Genomic DNA, 17,281 nt, shown 5'->3' with positions numbered 1-17,281 from the left:
ACTGCCAATGAAGCATATCACCCTCACCGTGGAAAGTGGGTCACTTCCCAGGTTCACCACATTACTTCAGAGTGGAATATACCTTGAAGTGAACCAGGGAACCAGCATAGGTGATCTGCTCTTTGCCCTCCCCGGTTTCTCAGTTGAATATGTAAAGAGCAGGGTTCAGACAATTTTTTTAAATGGACTGCCCGCAGACAATCTTGAACAGCATCTCTGGGGACAGCAGGTTGTACTTGCCATTTCTGCAGCCATGCCAGGTCTTGCCGGTGCAATATTTCGTAAAGGAGGAGTCCACTCATCTCTTCGTACTGAAACTGCGACCGAACCTTCCGGGGTCAAGAGGGACGACCAACCCGTCCAGGTTCGCTTAAAGCTATTCAACATGATTGCCGTTGAAAAAGGCGTTGAACTCTTAGAAAAGAGTTGCGTTGTTGCATCAGTATCTCTGAAAAAATTTCTTGCTTATCGGCCACCACTTCTTGCAGCTATCCAGACAATTACCCTTAATGGCAAAGATCTTGGTTCCGACACGGTTACTAGTCACCTTGAAAGCGACGACAAGATCATACTTACTATCAGGAACCGGACATGACAACCGATAGACTGAAAGACATGCTTGGCCGCGTCAGCCTCACGCCGGTAAAAAAAGCGCAATCCGTTCTCCTCAACGCACTGACAGGCAGTACCAGACAGACGGAAACCTGTCCATTACCCGATGCCCTGGATAGACTCCTGGCAAAAGATCTCCTTTCACCTGAGGATCTACCAACCCACCCTCGGTCTACCATGGATGGTTTTGCAGTGCGGGCAGCAGACACCTTTGGTGCAAGCAGTTCCATGCCCTGCTATCTGGAGATTGATGGAGAGGTGGCCATGGGCCAGATGCCTACGGGCAAAGTAGTGCAGGGAAAATGTTTCCGCATTGCTACCGGCGGTCTCCTGCCAGAAGGCAGCGATGCAGTTGTGATGTTTGAGCACACCATTCCCGTTGACGGCAAGATGATAGAGGTGGTCAAAAGTGTGGGGGTAGGAATCAATCTGATCAACCGAGGCGAGGATATTAAAAAGGGGAACCCCGCACTCCCCAAAGGCCATCTGCTCCGTCCTCAGGATCTTGGCTTGCTTGCAGGCCTGGGTATTGCAGACGTTGCAGTATATACCCGCCCAAGGGTCGGTATCCTCTCCACCGGAGATGAGATTGTCCCATGGTCGGAATCACCTCCACCTGGAAAAATTCGTAACATCAATGGAATAACCCTGGCTGCATCATGTAGACGTCTTGGAGCAGAGGTCACCGATTACGGCATAGTCTCCGACAGTGAGGATATTTTCTTTGCCACACTTGAACGTGCCACCGGAGAAAACAACGTGGTGCTCTTTTCCGGCGGTAGTTCCGTAGGGATGCGGGATTTAGGAGAACGGGTGATTGAAAAGCTTGGCAACCCCGGCATCCTTGTTCATGGTGTGGCGCTAAAACCCGGCAAACCAGTTATTATTGGACTGAGCCATGGAACAGCAATTTTTGGTCTGCCAGGACACCCTGTCTCGGCCATGGTCTGCTTTGAGCTGTTTGTAGATCCTGCCATACGCTTTTTTGCAGGCGCTCCAACCCCAAACAAACAGTTTACCCAATCTATCACGGCAATTATTGATAGAAATATTAACTCGGCTGCGGGCAGGCTTGATTTTGTCCGTGTTCAGCTCCAGGAGCAGGAAGACATGCCACCACTTGCCATTCCCGTTCTTGGAAAATCAGGATCGATATCCACTCTCTCCCGCGCCCATGGGTACTTCCTCATTGATGAGCCAACCCAGGGAATAAATAAAGGTTCTCAAGTTAAGGTAACCCTCCTCCAATGAATCAGAAAGACATTTACGTAAAGAACATGCCACTCGGTGAAGCGAAAGAGAAATGGCATAATGCACTCCAAGAAATCAACTTTTATCATGGCGCAAAAGTCAAAGAGATTGAAGTAGAAAAAGCACTTGGACGGATAACCGGAGCCCCTGTCTTTGCAGGCCATTCTTCTCCTGCCTATAACGCAGCTGCCATGGACGGTATTGCTGTTCATTTTGCTGATCTGGCCTCTGCCAGTGATGCTGCGCCTGTACGACTGGGCCCCACACAGTTCAAAGCCGTCAATACCGGAAACAGCCTGCCACAGGAATTTGATGCCGTAGTAATGATAGAGGATGTCCACTACATTAATGAAAATGAGGTGGAGCTGGCTATCCCTGCAACCCCCTGGCAGCACGTCCGCACCATTGGTGAAGACATTGTGGCAACGGAACTGATCCTGCCGGAGGGACACACAATCCGACCCATTGACCAGGGGGCCATGCTTGCCACCGGAGTCACCAGAGTATTTGTGAAGGTTCCCCCCAAGGTGCTGGTTATCCCCACGGGATCCGAACTTATCCAACCGGGCACTCCTCCGGCCCCCGGCCAGATTATTGAATTTAATTCCCGTATTCTTGCAGGTACTCTCAACGAATGGGGAGCGGTGGCAACGGGCGCCAAGCCCATTTCCGATGACAAAGAACAACTTCGTGACGCTATAAGCAAAGCAGTAAAAGAGAATGATATTGTGGTTATGAATGCGGGAGCCTCCGCCGGAACCCGTGACTACACATCAACCGTACTCGCAGAACTTGGCGAAGTGGTTGTTCATGGTGTTGCAACCAAGCCTGGGAAACCGGTAATTCTTGCCATTGTGGACAACACCCCGGTAATTGGCCTGCCCGGCTACCCGGTCTCTGCCATACTCACCATGCGCATCTTTGTTCATGAAATGATCTATGACTTTATGGACATGAAGATGCCGCCGACACAATGGGCCACAGCCCGCATGTCACGCCCCATGCACTCAGCCATGGGAGTGGACGAATTTGTACGTATTACCCTGGGTCAGGTGGGTGATGAACTCATGGCAACACCTGCCGGAAAAGGCGCAGGTGCGGTGATGTCTCTGGTTCGGGCCGATGGAATCCTCACCCTTAAAGCGGGATCCGAGGGAGTTGGAGCAGGTGAGGAAGTAGAGATCGAACTGTTGCGTCCTCTCACCGATGTGCAGTCAACACTGGTTGCCATTGGTAGCCATGATAACATCATTGATGTCCTTGCAAATCTCCTTCACAAGGGACGAAAAACCATCCGCATATCCTCAGCTCATGTTGGATCCATGGGAGGTATCATGGCCATCAGGCGCGGGGAGGCACATTTGGCCGGAAGTCATCTTTTGGATGAGGAAACAGGTGAGTACAATATCTCCTTTATCAAACGCTTTCTTCCAGATGTCCCCCTGCAGCTTATCAACCTCTGCTACCGTCAGCAGGGTTTGATTGTTGCCAAAGGAAACCCCCTTAAAATCAAAGGATTTGAGGATGTGGCAAAGAATAAATACAGTTTCATCAACCGCCAGAATGGTGCAGGTACCCGGCTGCTCACCGACAAAACACTCAGAGACATGAATATCGATCCAACCACAATTAACGGATATGAGCATGAAGAATACACCCATATGAGTGTGGCAGCATCCATTGCCAACGGCAGCGTGAATTGCGGTATGGGAATTCTGGCTGCAGCAAATGCTCTCAATCTTGATTTTGTACCGGTAGCCGAAGAACGCTATGACCTTATCATTCCCAAAGAATTTTTGAATGACTTAAAGATAAAAACTCTTCTTGATGTAATTCGCAACAACAGTGAATTTCAAAAGCTGGTACTGGCACTTGGTGGCTACAACCTGCGGGACTCTGGAAATATCATGTATGAACAATGAGATTTGGGCAAGTATAGAAAAAACTGAACACTGAAGATATTCTATGAGAAGTACATGCTCGGGCCATGGAATGACCATAGCCAGTAATGGATATATTGAAGGAGAATGATATGACTAGATTCTGGAAAATTATTAAAAGATTTCCATGTATTGCACTAATAATCCTGATCGCCTTCCTTACGATGACAGCTCGTGTTCAGGGAAACATCGCCACCCTGACGGAGCGAACTCTGGTCAACTTCATATCAGGAGCTGCCGTTGTCACCTGCATTCTCTATACATTCCTCTGGGTTACAGGCTCCCTAAACCCCGGAGACAAACCAATTATAAACTTTAAGAAGCTTGGCGAGAAACTGTTAAAAGGAACCTCCGGAAAGCAGGATCACGGGACTTCTTCAGAAAAAGATAGATGAAACCCGTTTCTCTAGGAGCACAATACTTCAGTAATATCAGCAAGAAGCAGCTATAGCATCCCCCAGTTCCTTTAAGTCAAAAGGTTTGGCGATGGCGCAGCAGAATCCATATTTTTTGTATTCAGCCATTATCGGATCATTTGAATAACCACTGGAAACGATAATTTTCGCGCCAGGATCGATCTGCAGAAGCCTTTCTGCGGCTTCCTGCCCACCCATTCCCCCGGGAATAGTCAAATCCATAATAACAATATCAACGGGAGTACCAAGCGCCTTCATCTCCTTATACACAGAGATTGCCTCGGCACCATCACTTACCAGGACAGGCTCATGACCAAGAACACTCAACTGTGCTTTCGCAACATCCAGCAGCATTTTTTCATCATCCATTACCATCACTCTAACGGCCTCAGCTGGCTTGAGCTTTTCCTCAGCCTTTTCTGCTCTATTTTCTTTTGTGAAGTGCATGGCAGGAAGGTATAGAGTAAAGATGCTCCCTTTATCTGCAATGGAATTGACGGTGAGGTACCCACTGTGTTTATTGACAATGGAATGACAGATTGCAAGGCCGAGCCCGCTACCTCCCTGCTTCGTTGTGAAATAAGGATCAAACACCTTATCAATAATTTCTTTTGAGATCCCTGTTCCTGAATCCTGGATACGTACACAGACATAGTCACCCATAGTCACATTTAAGAGTTTTTCTTCAACGACATCATACACATTGGAACATTCAATAAAAATTGTACCGCCTTCGGGCATGGCCTGTTTAGCATTTATGATGATATTCTGAACAACCTGACCAATCTGTCCGCTATCAACATCGACATTCCAAAGATCCTCAGGAAAACTATAGTCACACACTACCTTACTGCCATGAAGCACAAAGCCTGCAGATTCTGTAATAAGTGACGCTAGAGAGGTTTCCTCTTTGACAGGATCTCCACCTTTGGAAAAGGTAAGTAACTGACTGGTAAGCTTAGTCGCCCTTCTTGTCGCTTTCTTAGCATCGGAAAGCAGAGTAGCCGTCCCGACATCCTCTTCAGCAATTCGGTAGGCTGCCAATTCTACATTACCAAGAATCGCGGATAAGATATTATTGAAATCATGGGCAATACCACCGGCAAGTACGCCAACGGATTCAAGTTTTCTAATTTTAAGCAACTCATTTTCCATTTTCCTTTCATTGGTAACATCCTGAAACACCAGGACAACTCCTATAACATTACCATCTCTATCGCGAATTGGAGCAGCGCTGTCAGCAATGGATCGAATGGTGCCGTTTTTTGCAATGAGGGCTGTTGGATTGGCAAACCCTACGATTTTACCGGATTCCAACACCAGCTGTATAGGGCTTTGGCATTTCTTCCCTGTTTTTTCATTGACAATATGAAACACCTCAGTGGAGGGTTTTCCTGCTGCGGCTTCCTTGGTCCATCCAGTGAGGGCCTCGGCAACTCTGTTTAACAGAACAACTCGTCCATCTGTATCGGTGGTCATCACACCATCACCTATACTCTCCAGGGTAACTGCAAGCCGTTCCTGTTCTGCACTCAGGTTGTCCCAGGCCCTTTGCCTATCCCTTGCCATTTGATTAGCTGTCAACGCAAGAGATTGAAACTCAAGAAAATTCACCTTATCGGCTGGAATGATCAATTCTTCCGAAGCTGATTTATTAAAAAATTCCAGAAACAGATCCAAGTTTTTTTTCATTTTGGCAGTAAGAGCCCAGGACAACAACAGGGAGAGGAACAAAAAACAACAAAGAACCAGAACAACCTGGATTATAATTTTTTTGACAACTTCGCTGGAAGCTTTCTGTTCCTCCAGTATTTCATTTTCAATATAATCAATATAAACTCCAGTTCCCATATACCACTGCCAGTCCGGAATCAAAGTAGCATAACTCAATTTCGGAGCAGGCCTTTCTCCTTCCAGCTTAGGCATCACATATTTAACAAAGCCTCCACCATCAAGCGCTTTCTGAACGAGCGCCTGTACTACTTTAAAGCCGTTGGAATCAGTCACATCCCACATATTTTCACCCTTTCCGGGCCCGGAAAGAATATCACCTTCCACGGTTCCAACAAAGAGATAGCTGACGAAGAGATCCTTGCTCTCCTCCAACCAGTCAAGAACCTCTTTTTTGATCTCCTCTTCTTCATCATCAATATATACGCCATTGCCGATCACCCAATCCAGGGGCTCGAAATATTTAACATAAGAGATCTTACGGATCAGAACTCCCGGATCTTCTGGCTTATTCCAGAAATAAGTACAAAAGCCCTCTTGCTGTTCCGAACGCGCCACGGCAAGAATCTCCCGCATAATGTAGGTCCCGACCTTATCCTGAACATCAATAATATTTGTTCCCTCTAACTCGGGATTATTGCGGTTTACAAGTTCATTTCCCTGCATGTCCTCCGCAAAATAATAGCCTCTCCCATCATCCCAGCTTGCTGCATACAGGGCATCATGAATAATTTGTCCAATTTCTAAAAGACTCTTTGTGGCTTTATGTTGTTCGTAAAGATACAGAGCGGTTTCGTATGCCTCTTCAGTTCGTGCCTTCACCTCAATCTGCACACGCTTTTCGAGCTGACCTCTCATGTAAGCAATATGGGCAGCTGCATGCTCAACGTCGTTTTGAAGAATCTCTTTTTGTTGCCCTAAAAACATCTCTCGAATCTTCAGTCCATTACGATCTGCCTGTTTAATTTCAGTGTCCACCCATAAATAGCCAAGAACGATAACTAACAGAGACGACAGAAGCCACAGGTGCATTCGAACCGTTTTCGTTAAATGTCTTTGTTTATTCATTGAAAGTCCTGAAAAAGCGGAACTCTAAAAGATAGTAGGAGAGGGTGCAGTTCAGCATTCCTAAAAGACTCCTCCCCTGAACAGTGTGGTACGCTAACTCATACTTTTAGTCTACTGATCGCCAACAAATTGTCAAATAGCAGTTTCAGTCGAATACTTCTTGCTCTTTTAATGGAAGAATCTATAATCTATTGAGATTATAATTTTCATTATCATTTACCCTGAGGAGACACCATGGCTGACAAAATTTTTCGCGTAAATATGACGGATCTTTCCACTTCCATTGAAGACGTCCCTGCTGAATGGGCCGGTCATGGAGGTCGCGGACTCACATCTACCATCGTGGCCGCTGAGGTTCCTCCCACCTGTCATCCCCTGGGACCAAACAACAAACTGGTTTTTGCCCCAGGATTACTGTCTGGTACTACAGCTTCTAACTCCGGCCGTATTTCTGCCGGAGCCAAAAGTCCATTGACCGGAACAATCAAAGAAGCCAACGCAGGCGGCACATCCGCACAGAAACTTGCAAGAATTGGCTGCAAAGCACTTATCATTGAAGGTCAGCCTCAAGATGACAGCTGGTATTCAATCAGCCTCAAGCCTGGTGAAATCACAATTAGCAAGGAAGAAAAGTTGGTCGGCAAGGGCAACTTTGCTGTAGTGGAGGATGTTGAAAAAAGATTCTCTGATAAAATTGGTGTAATCTCCATTGGTCAGGGCGGTGAGATGCAGATGGCTGCAGCCAATATCTCTATAAAAGATCCCGACAGCCATATCCGTTCTCTGGGACGCGGTGGCCTTGGAGCTGTCATGGGTTCCAAAAAGATTAAATTTATCGCACTTGACTCAGGAGATGCCAAGGTTGAAATCGCAGACCCTGAAGCATTCAAAGCAGCTAACAAAACATTCACCAAAGCACTGGTTGACCATCCTGTAAGTCAAGCTCTTGGGACCTACGGCACCAATGTTCTGGTTAACATCATCAATGAAGCTGGTGGACTTCCTACCAAAAACTTCAGCCAGGGACAGTTTGAGGGACATGAGCAGATTTCAGGTGAAACCATGCATGACCTCATAGTTGAACGCGGTGGCAAGCCAAAGCATGGCTGTCACGCAGGCTGCGTGATCCAGTGTTCTCAAATTTATAACGACATCAAAGGGAACTACAAAACATCCGGTATTGAGTACGAATCCATATGGGCTATGGGTGCCGACTGCACCATTGACAACCTGGATCAAATCGCCGAGATGGATCATATTCTTGATGATATCGGACTTGACACCATCGAAACTGCCGTGGCCTTTGGTGTAGCCATGGAAGCCGGTGTCCTTGCGTTTGGTGACAGCAACGAAATGATCCGCATCATGACAGAAGAGATTGCCAAGGGTAGCCCTCTTGGCCGTGTCATCGGCAACGGTGCGGGCAACGTTGGCCGGACATACGGCATAACACGGGTCCCTGTGGTGAAAAATCAAGCAATCCCTGCATACGACCCCCGCGCCATTAAAGGCATCGGCGTCACCTATGCCACCTCCACTCAGGGCGCGGATCACACCATGGGCTATACCATTGCCACAGAAATTCTTGGCGTTGGAGGAAAAGCCGACCCTCTTTCCAAAGAAGGCCAGGTGGAACTCTCCCGCAATCTGCAGATTGCGACAGCTGCCATTGACTCCACAGGCATGTGTCTCTTTATTGCATTTGCAGCACTCGATGATAGTACCTGCCTGCCGTCACTCATTGATATGATCAATGCCCGTTTTGGAATCAACCTCACCGCAAACGATGTTACCAATCTTGGCATGACTATCCTGAAGACCGAGCATGCATTTAACACGGCCGCCGGATTTACCAATCTTGATGACAGATTACCGGAATTTTTTGAGATTGAGCCCGTTACGCCGCACAATGCAGTATGGGATTTCACCGGTGAGGAAATCGACACCTTCTGGAATTTCTAGGATATTCCCATGCGGGTACAGGTAAAGCTCTTTGCCTTTTTTCGAGAAGGCCGTTTCATTAAAGAAGACAAAGAGCTTCCCGAAGGCACCACCGCCGGTAAAATTGTCGATGACCTTTCTATTGACCGGGAAGAGGTTGGCGTGCTGATGGTCAACTCCCGTCACTGCACATTCGAAACCGTTCTCCATGAAGGAGATATTTATGCAATATTTCCGGTAATCGGTGGTGGCTGAGTCTGACAGCAACGAGATCCTTCGGAGCATAGAACGGCATGCTCGAGATGCACATCTCTCTCTTGCTGACGCCTGGAAGATCGCTCAAAAGCATAACTGTTCGCTGCGCAATATCGAAACGCTCGCGCTTGATCATTCCATCACCCCTTCACGTTTTCAACGAAACAACCTGAGTTGCCGGGAGCAGCTCAGGTTGTTTCAATCCAGGGTGGCTATTATCGGCTGCGGCGGCCTGGGAGGCAGAACGGCTGAACTGCTTGCGAGGCTTGGCATCGGTCACCTCATCCTCACGGATCCTGACGTTTTTTCCGAATCAAATCTCAACCGTCAGATTTTCTGTAGCACTGAAACCCTTGGCTGCAGCAAAGTTGATATCGTGGGCCGAGAGTTACAGAAAATCAATCCCGTACTAAAAACCACGCTTCACAACTGCGAATTCACCCCTATTGCAATAAAAACCGCAGATATCGCAATCGATGCCCTGGACTCAACGAAGGCACGAAAAGAACTCTCCACACTCTGCCAAAGACAAGGCATCCCCCTAGTTCACGGAGCAGTAAAGGAGTGGTACGGTCACGCTGGCATCGATCAGATATCGAACAAACTTATCAGCAGACTCTATCCAAAAAAAACAGACTCAGGCATACCTCCCCAGGTACTCCCCATGACTGTTTCCCTTGTTGCATCCATACAGGCCGCAGAGACGATCAAATTTCTGCTCGGCTACAAATCTTTATTAACTGAAGGTTGGCTGGAGACCGATCTTCTTCACTACGAATTTGATACAATTCCAACACCCCACGACAAATAACTGAGTTGAGTGTGTTGAGTGATAAAGGTTGTGGACGATACTTTCTTTTCAAGTCAGGGGGAAAGATGGAGCCATCTGGCATAGCTTATTCCGTTGTTTTCACCAGTTCCCTGTAGAGAGAGGCCCGTCTGTCTTTCAAATAATCGGTGTTCTCGGGATGAGTCGGGCCATAGTTTGCAGGTATGCAATCTGCAAGAAGAAGGGTCACTTCGTTTTTAGCTGCAACCATCAGCTCACCGTGACAATTGGCAATCATACTGTTGCCAAGATATTTTCCTACGATTTTCCCTTTTAAAGTTTCTTCCTGACATCTGTTACTGTACGAAATGAAAATATTGTTTTCATACGCATGTGCAGGAATCAGGGTTTTTGAAACGTCTGGATAGGGTGTTGTTGTCCATTTTCCACTGGATAGAACCGTAGATTCATCAGCGGCCGTTGGAATGACAATCAACTTTGCCCCTTTTAGAGCCAGTATCCTTGCAAGCTCGGGAAATTCAGCTTCATAACAGTTAAGAACTGCAACAGGAAAATCATTCACTAAGAAAACCGAATAGGCCTCTCCTTCTTCCTCCAACTCGTAGCCAATGTTCCAGATTTTCTTTTCATCCGGTCCCCAGAGATGGGTCTTTCTATAATTTTTAAGAAGAAATCCATTTATATCAAACACTGCGATGGAATCATAGTATCTGGTTTTTCCGCCAACTGTTGCTTTTTCAGGGTAGGGGCAGATAATAGTTATATCATTTGCTTTTGCAATTTCAGCCACCTTAGCAAGCTCTGGACCAGCTGTTTCCATTGCCAATTCCTGAGCTGTCTCTGGTGTGATAGCGTAACCGCTAAGATAGAGCTCCGGAAAGCTGATCAATTGAGCATTGAACTGTCTGGCTGTGCGAACCACTTGTTCAAGCTGGTCCGTATTATGTCGGATTGCTTCTGGAGTCCCTGCCGGGCCTTTTCCCTGATATACGGCCAGGCGAATACCATTACCCGTGCCTGGGGCATTCTCTTTTATATAGGTATTTATAATCATGAAGTTTCCCTGGAATGTATTTAATGTGAGAACTGTTTGCCTTCCATTGTCCTGTTAAAACCGGGATGATCGGCAAACCATTGCACATGTTTTTGTATATCAGCAAGGAGGGCACCGGCCATATCACGACTGAACCCTTCTTTTACAACAATGCGTTGAACGATAAGGTCTTTCCTGTTTTCCGGCATTCTGTAGGCGGGTACCAGCCAGCCATTGTAGCGGAGCCTTTCGGCAAGATCAAAAAGGCTGAAGTTTGCAGTATCAGCAAAATGATCTTTGAGTTTCCAGGCAAATACAGGGATGGTATCACCTTTACTTATGAGTTCAAAAGGTCCAATTTTCGCAATATTCGATGACAGAAAAAGAGCGATCTCACGACAGGTTTCCTGGATAGCTGTGTATCCATCAAGGCCAAGGCGTAAAAAATTGTAGTACTGTGCTATCACCTGATTTCCGGGCCGGGAAAAGTTGAGGGCAAAGTTGGGAAGGTCCCCCCCCAGGTAGTCACAGTGGAAAATTAATTCCTCCGGCAGTTCCTTTTTGTCCCGCCAGATTGCCCATCCCACGCCGGGATAGACAAGTCCGTATTTGTGGCCAGACACATTTATTGATTTCACTCGCGGCACCCGAAAATCCCACATCAGTTCAGGCTGAAGAAAGGGAGCTACGAAACCTCCGCTGGCAGCATCAACATGAATAGGAATATCGAGACCGCTCTTTTCGTAGAACGCATCCAGAGCAGCATTTAACTCTGCCACAGGTTCATAGCTTCCATCAAAAGTGGACCCCATAATCGCCAGTACACCGATGGTGTTTTCATCGCAGAGTTCTATGGCATCCTCGGGACGGAGATTGAAGCTATTACCTTCGGCCATGACAAAACGAGGTTCCACTTCCCAGTAGTTGCAGAATTTTTCCCAGCATACCTGAACATTTCTTCCCATGATGAAATTTGGTTTGTCAGTCGGTTTGCCTGCTGCCTGCATGCGGTGCTTCCATTTTCTCTTCAGTGCCATTCCGGCAAGCATTGCAGCTTCGCTGGATCCAATTGTTGAACACCCCACAGCCTCTTCTCCCTCGGGTGAGCTCCACAGGCGTGACAGGATGTTGACGCAGCGCAATTCAATTTCTGCAGTCTGCGGGTACTCATCCTTATCAATCATGTTCTTGTCGAAGGTTTCCGTCATCAACTGACGCGCTTCAGGTTCCATCCAGGTTGTGACAAAAGTGGCAAGGTTCAGTCGTGAGTTTCCGTCTAATGCCAGTTCATCATGGATAATGTTATAGGCAGCGGTCGGCGGCATCCCCTCATCTGGGAGCTCATATTTTGGAATCTCTTCCCTCATTGTTCTTGAGCCGTAAGTCGGCTGTATGTTGGCGTGATCTTCCAGTTCCTTTTGGCTCTTTTTTACAAACATATCGTCTTTTTCCTTATGAAGGGATTTTAAATTCTTGGTGTGGGCGACTTTGTTTTGAGCTTGCTACCTTCAAGTATATATTCAAAAGGTACTCAGACCTAATATAATTTTTTGGTTTGCAGTGGAGAGTATTGCGTCTTACACCCGATTTTGGCCAGGGACACGCAAGCAGGACTTCCTGAATGATTTAAACGATGTGTCAGCAGGGGAGAATTTCTTGATACTGCAATAACATTGAAGAGTGAGTTACGGATTTTAAGAGTTGCCATGCCATATTTCAAGCATGGCAACTTTGTGAGGAATGGTGCTCAAAAAGTGACGATTAGAAGGTATAAGCCATACTGATTCCGCCGTAGATGTCGCTATCCATCGCGCTATCAGGAAGCGCATCCGACTCCATCGAATCTGTGTAGTTGACATTTATGCCAGTGCTCAGGGTGTCGCTTATTGCATAGCTAAGGGAGGCAGAGAGGATATAATTAAAAAATCCACTGTCAGTACCTCCTGCGTAGGCTGCTGTAAAATCCTTACCTGCATAACTTATCAGACCACCTAACTCAAGCCCCAGTTTCTCATTGATATCCAACGCGTAACCAATGCTTGCTGTAGCGTAAAAATCATCCACCTGGTCGATGTCATAATAGAGTTCCAGGCCAGCAGAGATTCCATAGACGATATCCATGCTGGTGCTAGCAAATATTTCGCTGGTACTTGCACCACCCGCTGGAAACAGATATTCAATATAGCCGACACTGGCGCCTACAGGCCCAATATCAAACGAGTAAGAAACGGTAAGGTCTACTTCAGAAAACTCACCAGAATCGAGTGTGTCGTTGTAGTCATCGACATCCAAGTTGCCCCATACGTTAAAGCCAAAGCCGCCAGCCGCCACATCAATACTTGGCTGAATAACGATGCCGTCGTTAAAGGTAAGTCCTCGCCATACATATGCTGAATTGATATCCGCGGCTGCGGTAACATCCGCCGCCATAGCCTGGGGCACACTCAAAGCGCTTACAATTGCGGTTAAGGCTGCCATTGGAATACTTTTTCTCATCACTTTTCTCCACATTGAAATGTTTTATTTAATGCCTGAAAGATACCTTTCATTGCCTTTTCTGCGATAAGAGCATGATTTGTGCCAACTTTCACCCAACAGAGAATACGACATCAAATCAATCACATAAAACACAAACAGAACGAGAAGCAGAGGGTTTCAACAGGCATTTCAATACATTTTCGTGCTATTTGACAACAGCTGCCATTCAAAAATGTCACTAATTGTTCATTGAGGTGTTCTCAAGAATATGGCAAGAGATTTTGCTAGACCAACAGAATAACGAAGATTTCAAAAGAAAAGGTATTGGTTGACTTACAGGATCCGTCTGCTGACGTGATATAATATAACAACTCCTGGCTACCGCAGACTGATCCGCCATTGATTGATAGATTAATACAATGATATCCTTGGCGTCATCCAGATTTATTCCAAGTCAGTCGCAACCGTAGCATCACTCAGGTTGTCATCGATGCTTACAGGAATAGTTCTCTGGTTTTTGGGAGAAATCACTTTCTGCAGAAAAAAAGACACCCAATAATACTCCAACCCAGGCAGCACCATCAAAAGATTGTGCAGAGAAGCCCCTACGATTCAATACCCATTTGGTATTTCAGACAATTACCAACACTACAGGTCAACTTTTCCTATTCCTCATCAGCCCAAGGACGTCATCATAAATCAGGTAAAATGCAGGCATGAGAAAAAGGATAATCGCTGTTGAGAAAAGAATTCCGTACCCCAGTGAAATGGCCATGGGAATGAGAAAACGGGCCTGCACAGACTGCTCAAATATCATTGGAGCCAGACCAAAAAAAGTAGTGAGCGAGGTGAGTATGATAGGACGGAACCTCCGTGTTGCAGCCATAAATGCTGCCTCGGCTACTGTTTTCCCCTCACCTCGGTACCGATTGGCTGTCACCGTAAACACCAGCCCGCCATTAATTACTACCCCGCAGAGAGCAATCATCCCGAATATGGAAATAATAGAGAGGCTGTACCCCATAATAATATGGCCGAAAAGGGCACTGACCAGACCGAATGGAATGGAAATCATTACCAGCAGGGCCTGCCCGTAGCTCCTAAAAAGAATGGCAAGGAGACAGAAAATCGCTGGCATCATTAAAGCAATCCCCATCAGAAGATCATGCACGGCCATGCGTTTTTCACGCTGCTGCCCCTGAAAGGAATAATTCAGCCCACTGTAGTTTGCAAGCAACTCGGGTAAGTATTCCCGTTTCAAACTGTCCAGAATTTTATTCTCATTGGACTTACCTGCCACCACATTGGCTGTCACGCTGAGAACCCGCTTTCCATCAACACGGTTGATCTCGGTGTAAGCCCGACTGGGGATTATTCTTGCTGCACGCTCCAGAGGGATTTCCCCACCATCAGGTGTTCGGATCAGCAGCTGCTCCAGGTGAAAGAGGGAGCTTCTCTCTGCACGAGGAAGACGGACAACAACCTTCAATTCATTTCTGCCCTGCTGTTGCCGCAATGCCTCCGCTCCATAAAAGGCATGCCTGATTTGACTGCCAAGATCCTGCGCAGTCAACCCAACAGCCTTCCCTTCGGGAAGCATCTTGAAATCATACTGTACCTTGCCCCGTGCGAAGCCGTCATTCACATCGGTGACCCCACTATACTGTGAAATAGCTTCTGCCAGATCCGCTGCAGCGAGTTCAAGGGTTTGCGGATCCGGATGAGTGAGTTCCACATTGATGGCCGCCGAGCCGCCCGGCCCCATCAGATAATCAAAAAACAGTTTCTCGAGGCCTGCAATCTCCCCAACCTCTTTTTTCCACAGAACACTGAACTCCCGGGTGGTAATTTTTCGTTGTTCCTGAGGCACCAGAGTGATGGAGACCTCAGCACGATTAGCCCCACCACGACCGATATCAGTCCGTATTCCCACCAGGATTTCACTGTCTCCACTTTTTTCAACCGCCCGTTTGCCACCCTCCTCGACAAGACGGGTAATTTCTTTTACCTCATCCATATTCACTCCGTAGGGCAATTCTACCTCGGCGTCAACACTGTCCGTCTGAATGTCTGGTCTGAATGAAAAATTAATATGACCACTGTCCCAATAGGAGTAGGCCACAATCAGCACAGCCAGACCAAGGGCAGAAACCAGATACCGAAACGAAAGGTTCCAGCGCAGAATCCTTGCAAAGGGACCGCTCACAAAACGATCAAGCCACTGTTCACAAAAGCGAGGTACCTGCTCCAGCAATTGGAACATTTTCCCCTTCCGCTCCTTCCTGCGATAACTGAGATGAGCTGGAAGCACATACAGACACTCAATCAGCGAAACCAGAAATACCGCAATCACCACTGCAGGCATAATTGCAAAGAAGCGACCGGTGGATCCTGAGACAAAGAGCAGAGGAAGAAAAGCGAAAATATTGGTAGCGACAGCTATAACGACAGGAGCCGCCATTTCCCGTGCCCCTTCAATGGAAGCCCGTAAAGGCTCCATTCCCTGTCTCCGTTTATAGAAAATATTCTCACCAACGACCACGGCATCATCAACTACAATCCCCAGCGTGATAATAAAGGCAAACATGGAGATCATGTTGAGACTGCCACCAATAAAATAGAGTATAAGAAAAGAACCGATAACGGAGATGGGCACCCCCATTGAGACCCAGAACGCAAGACGCGGCTCAAGAAAAAGACCGAGGGTGAGCAGTACCAGGCATAGACCGAATACTCCGTTAGTCAGCAGGAGCTCCATTCGATCCTTATACAGCTCCGATCTATCCCTGTAGGCCGTGAGCTGCACAGAGGGAGGAAGAGTAGGAATACGCTTATCCATATAGGCATGAACAGCATTGGAAATGTCAATTGGAGTCTGGTCTCCAGTTCGATAAACATAAAGCAGGGCTGCCCGTTTCCCGTTATACCAGGCCTCGCGATCACTCTCCTCAAACCCCTGATGCAACTCAGCGACTTCCCCGAGAATGAGCTTGGTTCCATCCTCTCTGCTAACCAGTACCAGATCAGAAAATTCGCTGGCCACTTCCCGTCGTTCCGAGGTTCGTAACAGCACCTCACCACCCTGACTCTTTATTCCACCGGCAGGCACATCCACTGCCCGTTCTTTAATGGTATCGGCCACTTCCTCTAAGCTGAGATTGTGAGCCCTGAGCATGTCTCTGGAGATCTCAATGGAAAGTTCAGGGTCTCTGGTTCCATTCAGTTCTACCTGGGCAATCTCAGTGATATCAAGCAGTTCTGACCGAATCGTTTCAACCAGACTGAAGAGGGAGCCCTCATCAATGTCACCATAAAGGGCAAGGCGAAGCACCTCCCGTCGCCTCGTTGCGAGGCTGACCAGAGGTTTTTCCACATCACCAGGAAAAGTGCTAATCCTGTCAATGCCGTTTTTAATTTCCTGGAGACTGCTATTGGGATCAGCACCTGAAAGCAATTCCACACTAATCGAGGCATTACCTTCCATGGAAACCGAGGTCACCCGCTCCACATTATCCAATGCCCTGATCTCCTCTTCGACAGCCAGAACAACCCCCTCTTCCACCTCTTCAGGACTGGCGCCAGGGTAACGAACAGAGACCGTTACAATATCAAGAGCATAACTCGGAAAAACCTCCTGGGTTATCCGGCCTGCAGCAAGGAGACCACCGATGACGAACAGCAGCATCAGCAGATTGGCAGCCACAGGATTAGAGGCCATCCAGGCTATCAGCCCCTGTTCTTTAGAGGGTAGTATGCTCATATAACT

General features: G+C 47.3%; 12 protein-coding genes. 7 read left to right on the top strand and 5 right to left on the bottom strand.

Annotated features, from left to right (window positions below; genetic code table 11):
* The first annotated feature begins 7 nt into the window (after nt 1–7).
* The 4 genes from UWK_RS18325 (at nt 8) to UWK_RS06820 (ending at nt 4,198) form a co-directional block, all read left to right on the top strand.
* On the top strand, nt 8–595 hold the full coding sequence (locus UWK_RS18325; RefSeq protein ID WP_015403626.1) for a hypothetical protein: 588 nt from the start codon (nt 8–10) through the stop codon (nt 593–595).
* Entirely contained in the window at nt 592–1,863 is a 1,272-nt protein-coding gene (locus tag UWK_RS06830; RefSeq protein WP_015403625.1) for a molybdopterin molybdotransferase MoeA, read from the top strand. The genes UWK_RS18325 and UWK_RS06830 overlap by 4 nt, the downstream gene beginning before the upstream one ends.
* Nucleotides 1,860–3,785: a molybdopterin biosynthesis protein gene (locus UWK_RS06825; protein WP_015403624.1), complete on the top strand. Its 1,926-nt coding sequence runs from the start codon at nt 1,860–1,862 to the stop codon at nt 3,783–3,785. Before UWK_RS06830 ends, UWK_RS06825 begins: the two co-directional genes overlap by 4 nt.
* A 110-nt stretch (nt 3,786–3,895) precedes the next feature.
* On the top strand, nt 3,896–4,198 hold the full coding sequence (locus tag UWK_RS06820) for a hypothetical protein (protein ID WP_015403623.1): 303 nt from the start codon (nt 3,896–3,898) through the stop codon (nt 4,196–4,198).
* 36 nt (nt 4,199–4,234) lie between these two features.
* Here the strand turns inward: UWK_RS06820 and UWK_RS18320 are convergent, their stop codons facing one another.
* Nucleotides 4,235–7,018, bottom strand: coding sequence for a cache domain-containing protein (locus UWK_RS18320; protein ID WP_015403622.1), 2,784 nt, complete (start codon nt 7,016–7,018; stop codon nt 4,235–4,237).
* A gap of 234 nt (nt 7,019–7,252) precedes the next feature.
* Here UWK_RS18320 and UWK_RS06810 point away from each other — a divergent pair, with 234 nt between their 5' ends.
* Genes UWK_RS06810 through UWK_RS06800 form a run of 3 tightly spaced genes read left to right on the top strand, consistent with a single transcriptional unit; the run spans nt 7,253 to nt 10,025 of the window.
* Nucleotides 7,253–8,980 carry an aldehyde ferredoxin oxidoreductase family protein gene (locus tag UWK_RS06810; protein WP_015403621.1) on the top strand — a complete coding sequence of 576 codons (1,728 nt, stop codon included), beginning with the start codon at nt 7,253–7,255 and terminating at the stop codon, nt 8,978–8,980.
* Nucleotides 8,981–8,989: 9 nt separating this feature from the next.
* The gene (locus UWK_RS06805; RefSeq protein ID WP_015403620.1) at nt 8,990–9,214 is read left to right on the top strand and encodes a MoaD/ThiS family protein; all 225 of its coding nucleotides are present in this window, start codon (nt 8,990–8,992) and stop codon (nt 9,212–9,214) included.
* Nucleotides 9,207–10,025 (top strand): HesA/MoeB/ThiF family protein, encoded by an 819-nt coding sequence (locus UWK_RS06800; RefSeq protein ID WP_015403619.1) that lies wholly within the window; start codon nt 9,207–9,209, stop codon nt 10,023–10,025. The genes UWK_RS06805 and UWK_RS06800 overlap by 8 nt, the downstream gene beginning before the upstream one ends.
* A gap of 85 nt (nt 10,026–10,110) precedes the next feature.
* Here the strand turns inward: UWK_RS06800 and UWK_RS06795 are convergent, their stop codons facing one another.
* The 4 genes from UWK_RS06795 to UWK_RS06780 form a co-directional block, all read right to left on the bottom strand.
* On the bottom strand, nt 10,111–11,058 hold the full coding sequence (locus UWK_RS06795; RefSeq protein WP_015403618.1) for a carbon-nitrogen hydrolase family protein: 948 nt from the start codon (nt 11,056–11,058) through the stop codon (nt 10,111–10,113).
* A gap of 20 nt (nt 11,059–11,078) precedes the next feature.
* Nucleotides 11,079–12,476: a glutamate decarboxylase gene (locus UWK_RS06790; protein WP_015403617.1), complete on the bottom strand. Its 1,398-nt coding sequence runs from the start codon at nt 12,474–12,476 to the stop codon at nt 11,079–11,081.
* A 322-nt stretch (nt 12,477–12,798) separates the two neighbouring features.
* On the bottom strand, nt 12,799–13,533 hold the full coding sequence (locus UWK_RS06785) for a hypothetical protein (RefSeq protein ID WP_015403616.1): 735 nt from the start codon (nt 13,531–13,533) through the stop codon (nt 12,799–12,801).
* Nucleotides 13,534–14,170: 637 nt separating this feature from the next.
* Nucleotides 14,171–17,275, bottom strand: a complete 3,105-nt coding sequence (locus tag UWK_RS06780) for an efflux RND transporter permease subunit (protein ID WP_015403615.1) — start codon at nt 17,273–17,275, stop codon at nt 14,171–14,173.
* Nucleotides 17,276–17,281: the final 6 nt, after the last annotated feature.

This window comes from Desulfocapsa sulfexigens DSM 10523, from assembly GCF_000341395.1.
Taxonomy (GTDB): Bacteria; Desulfobacterota; Desulfobulbia; order Desulfobulbales; family Desulfocapsaceae; genus Desulfocapsa; species Desulfocapsa sulfexigens.
The sequence above is the reverse complement of the archived record's forward strand: the minus strand, read 5'-3'. Positions and strand labels throughout refer to the sequence as shown.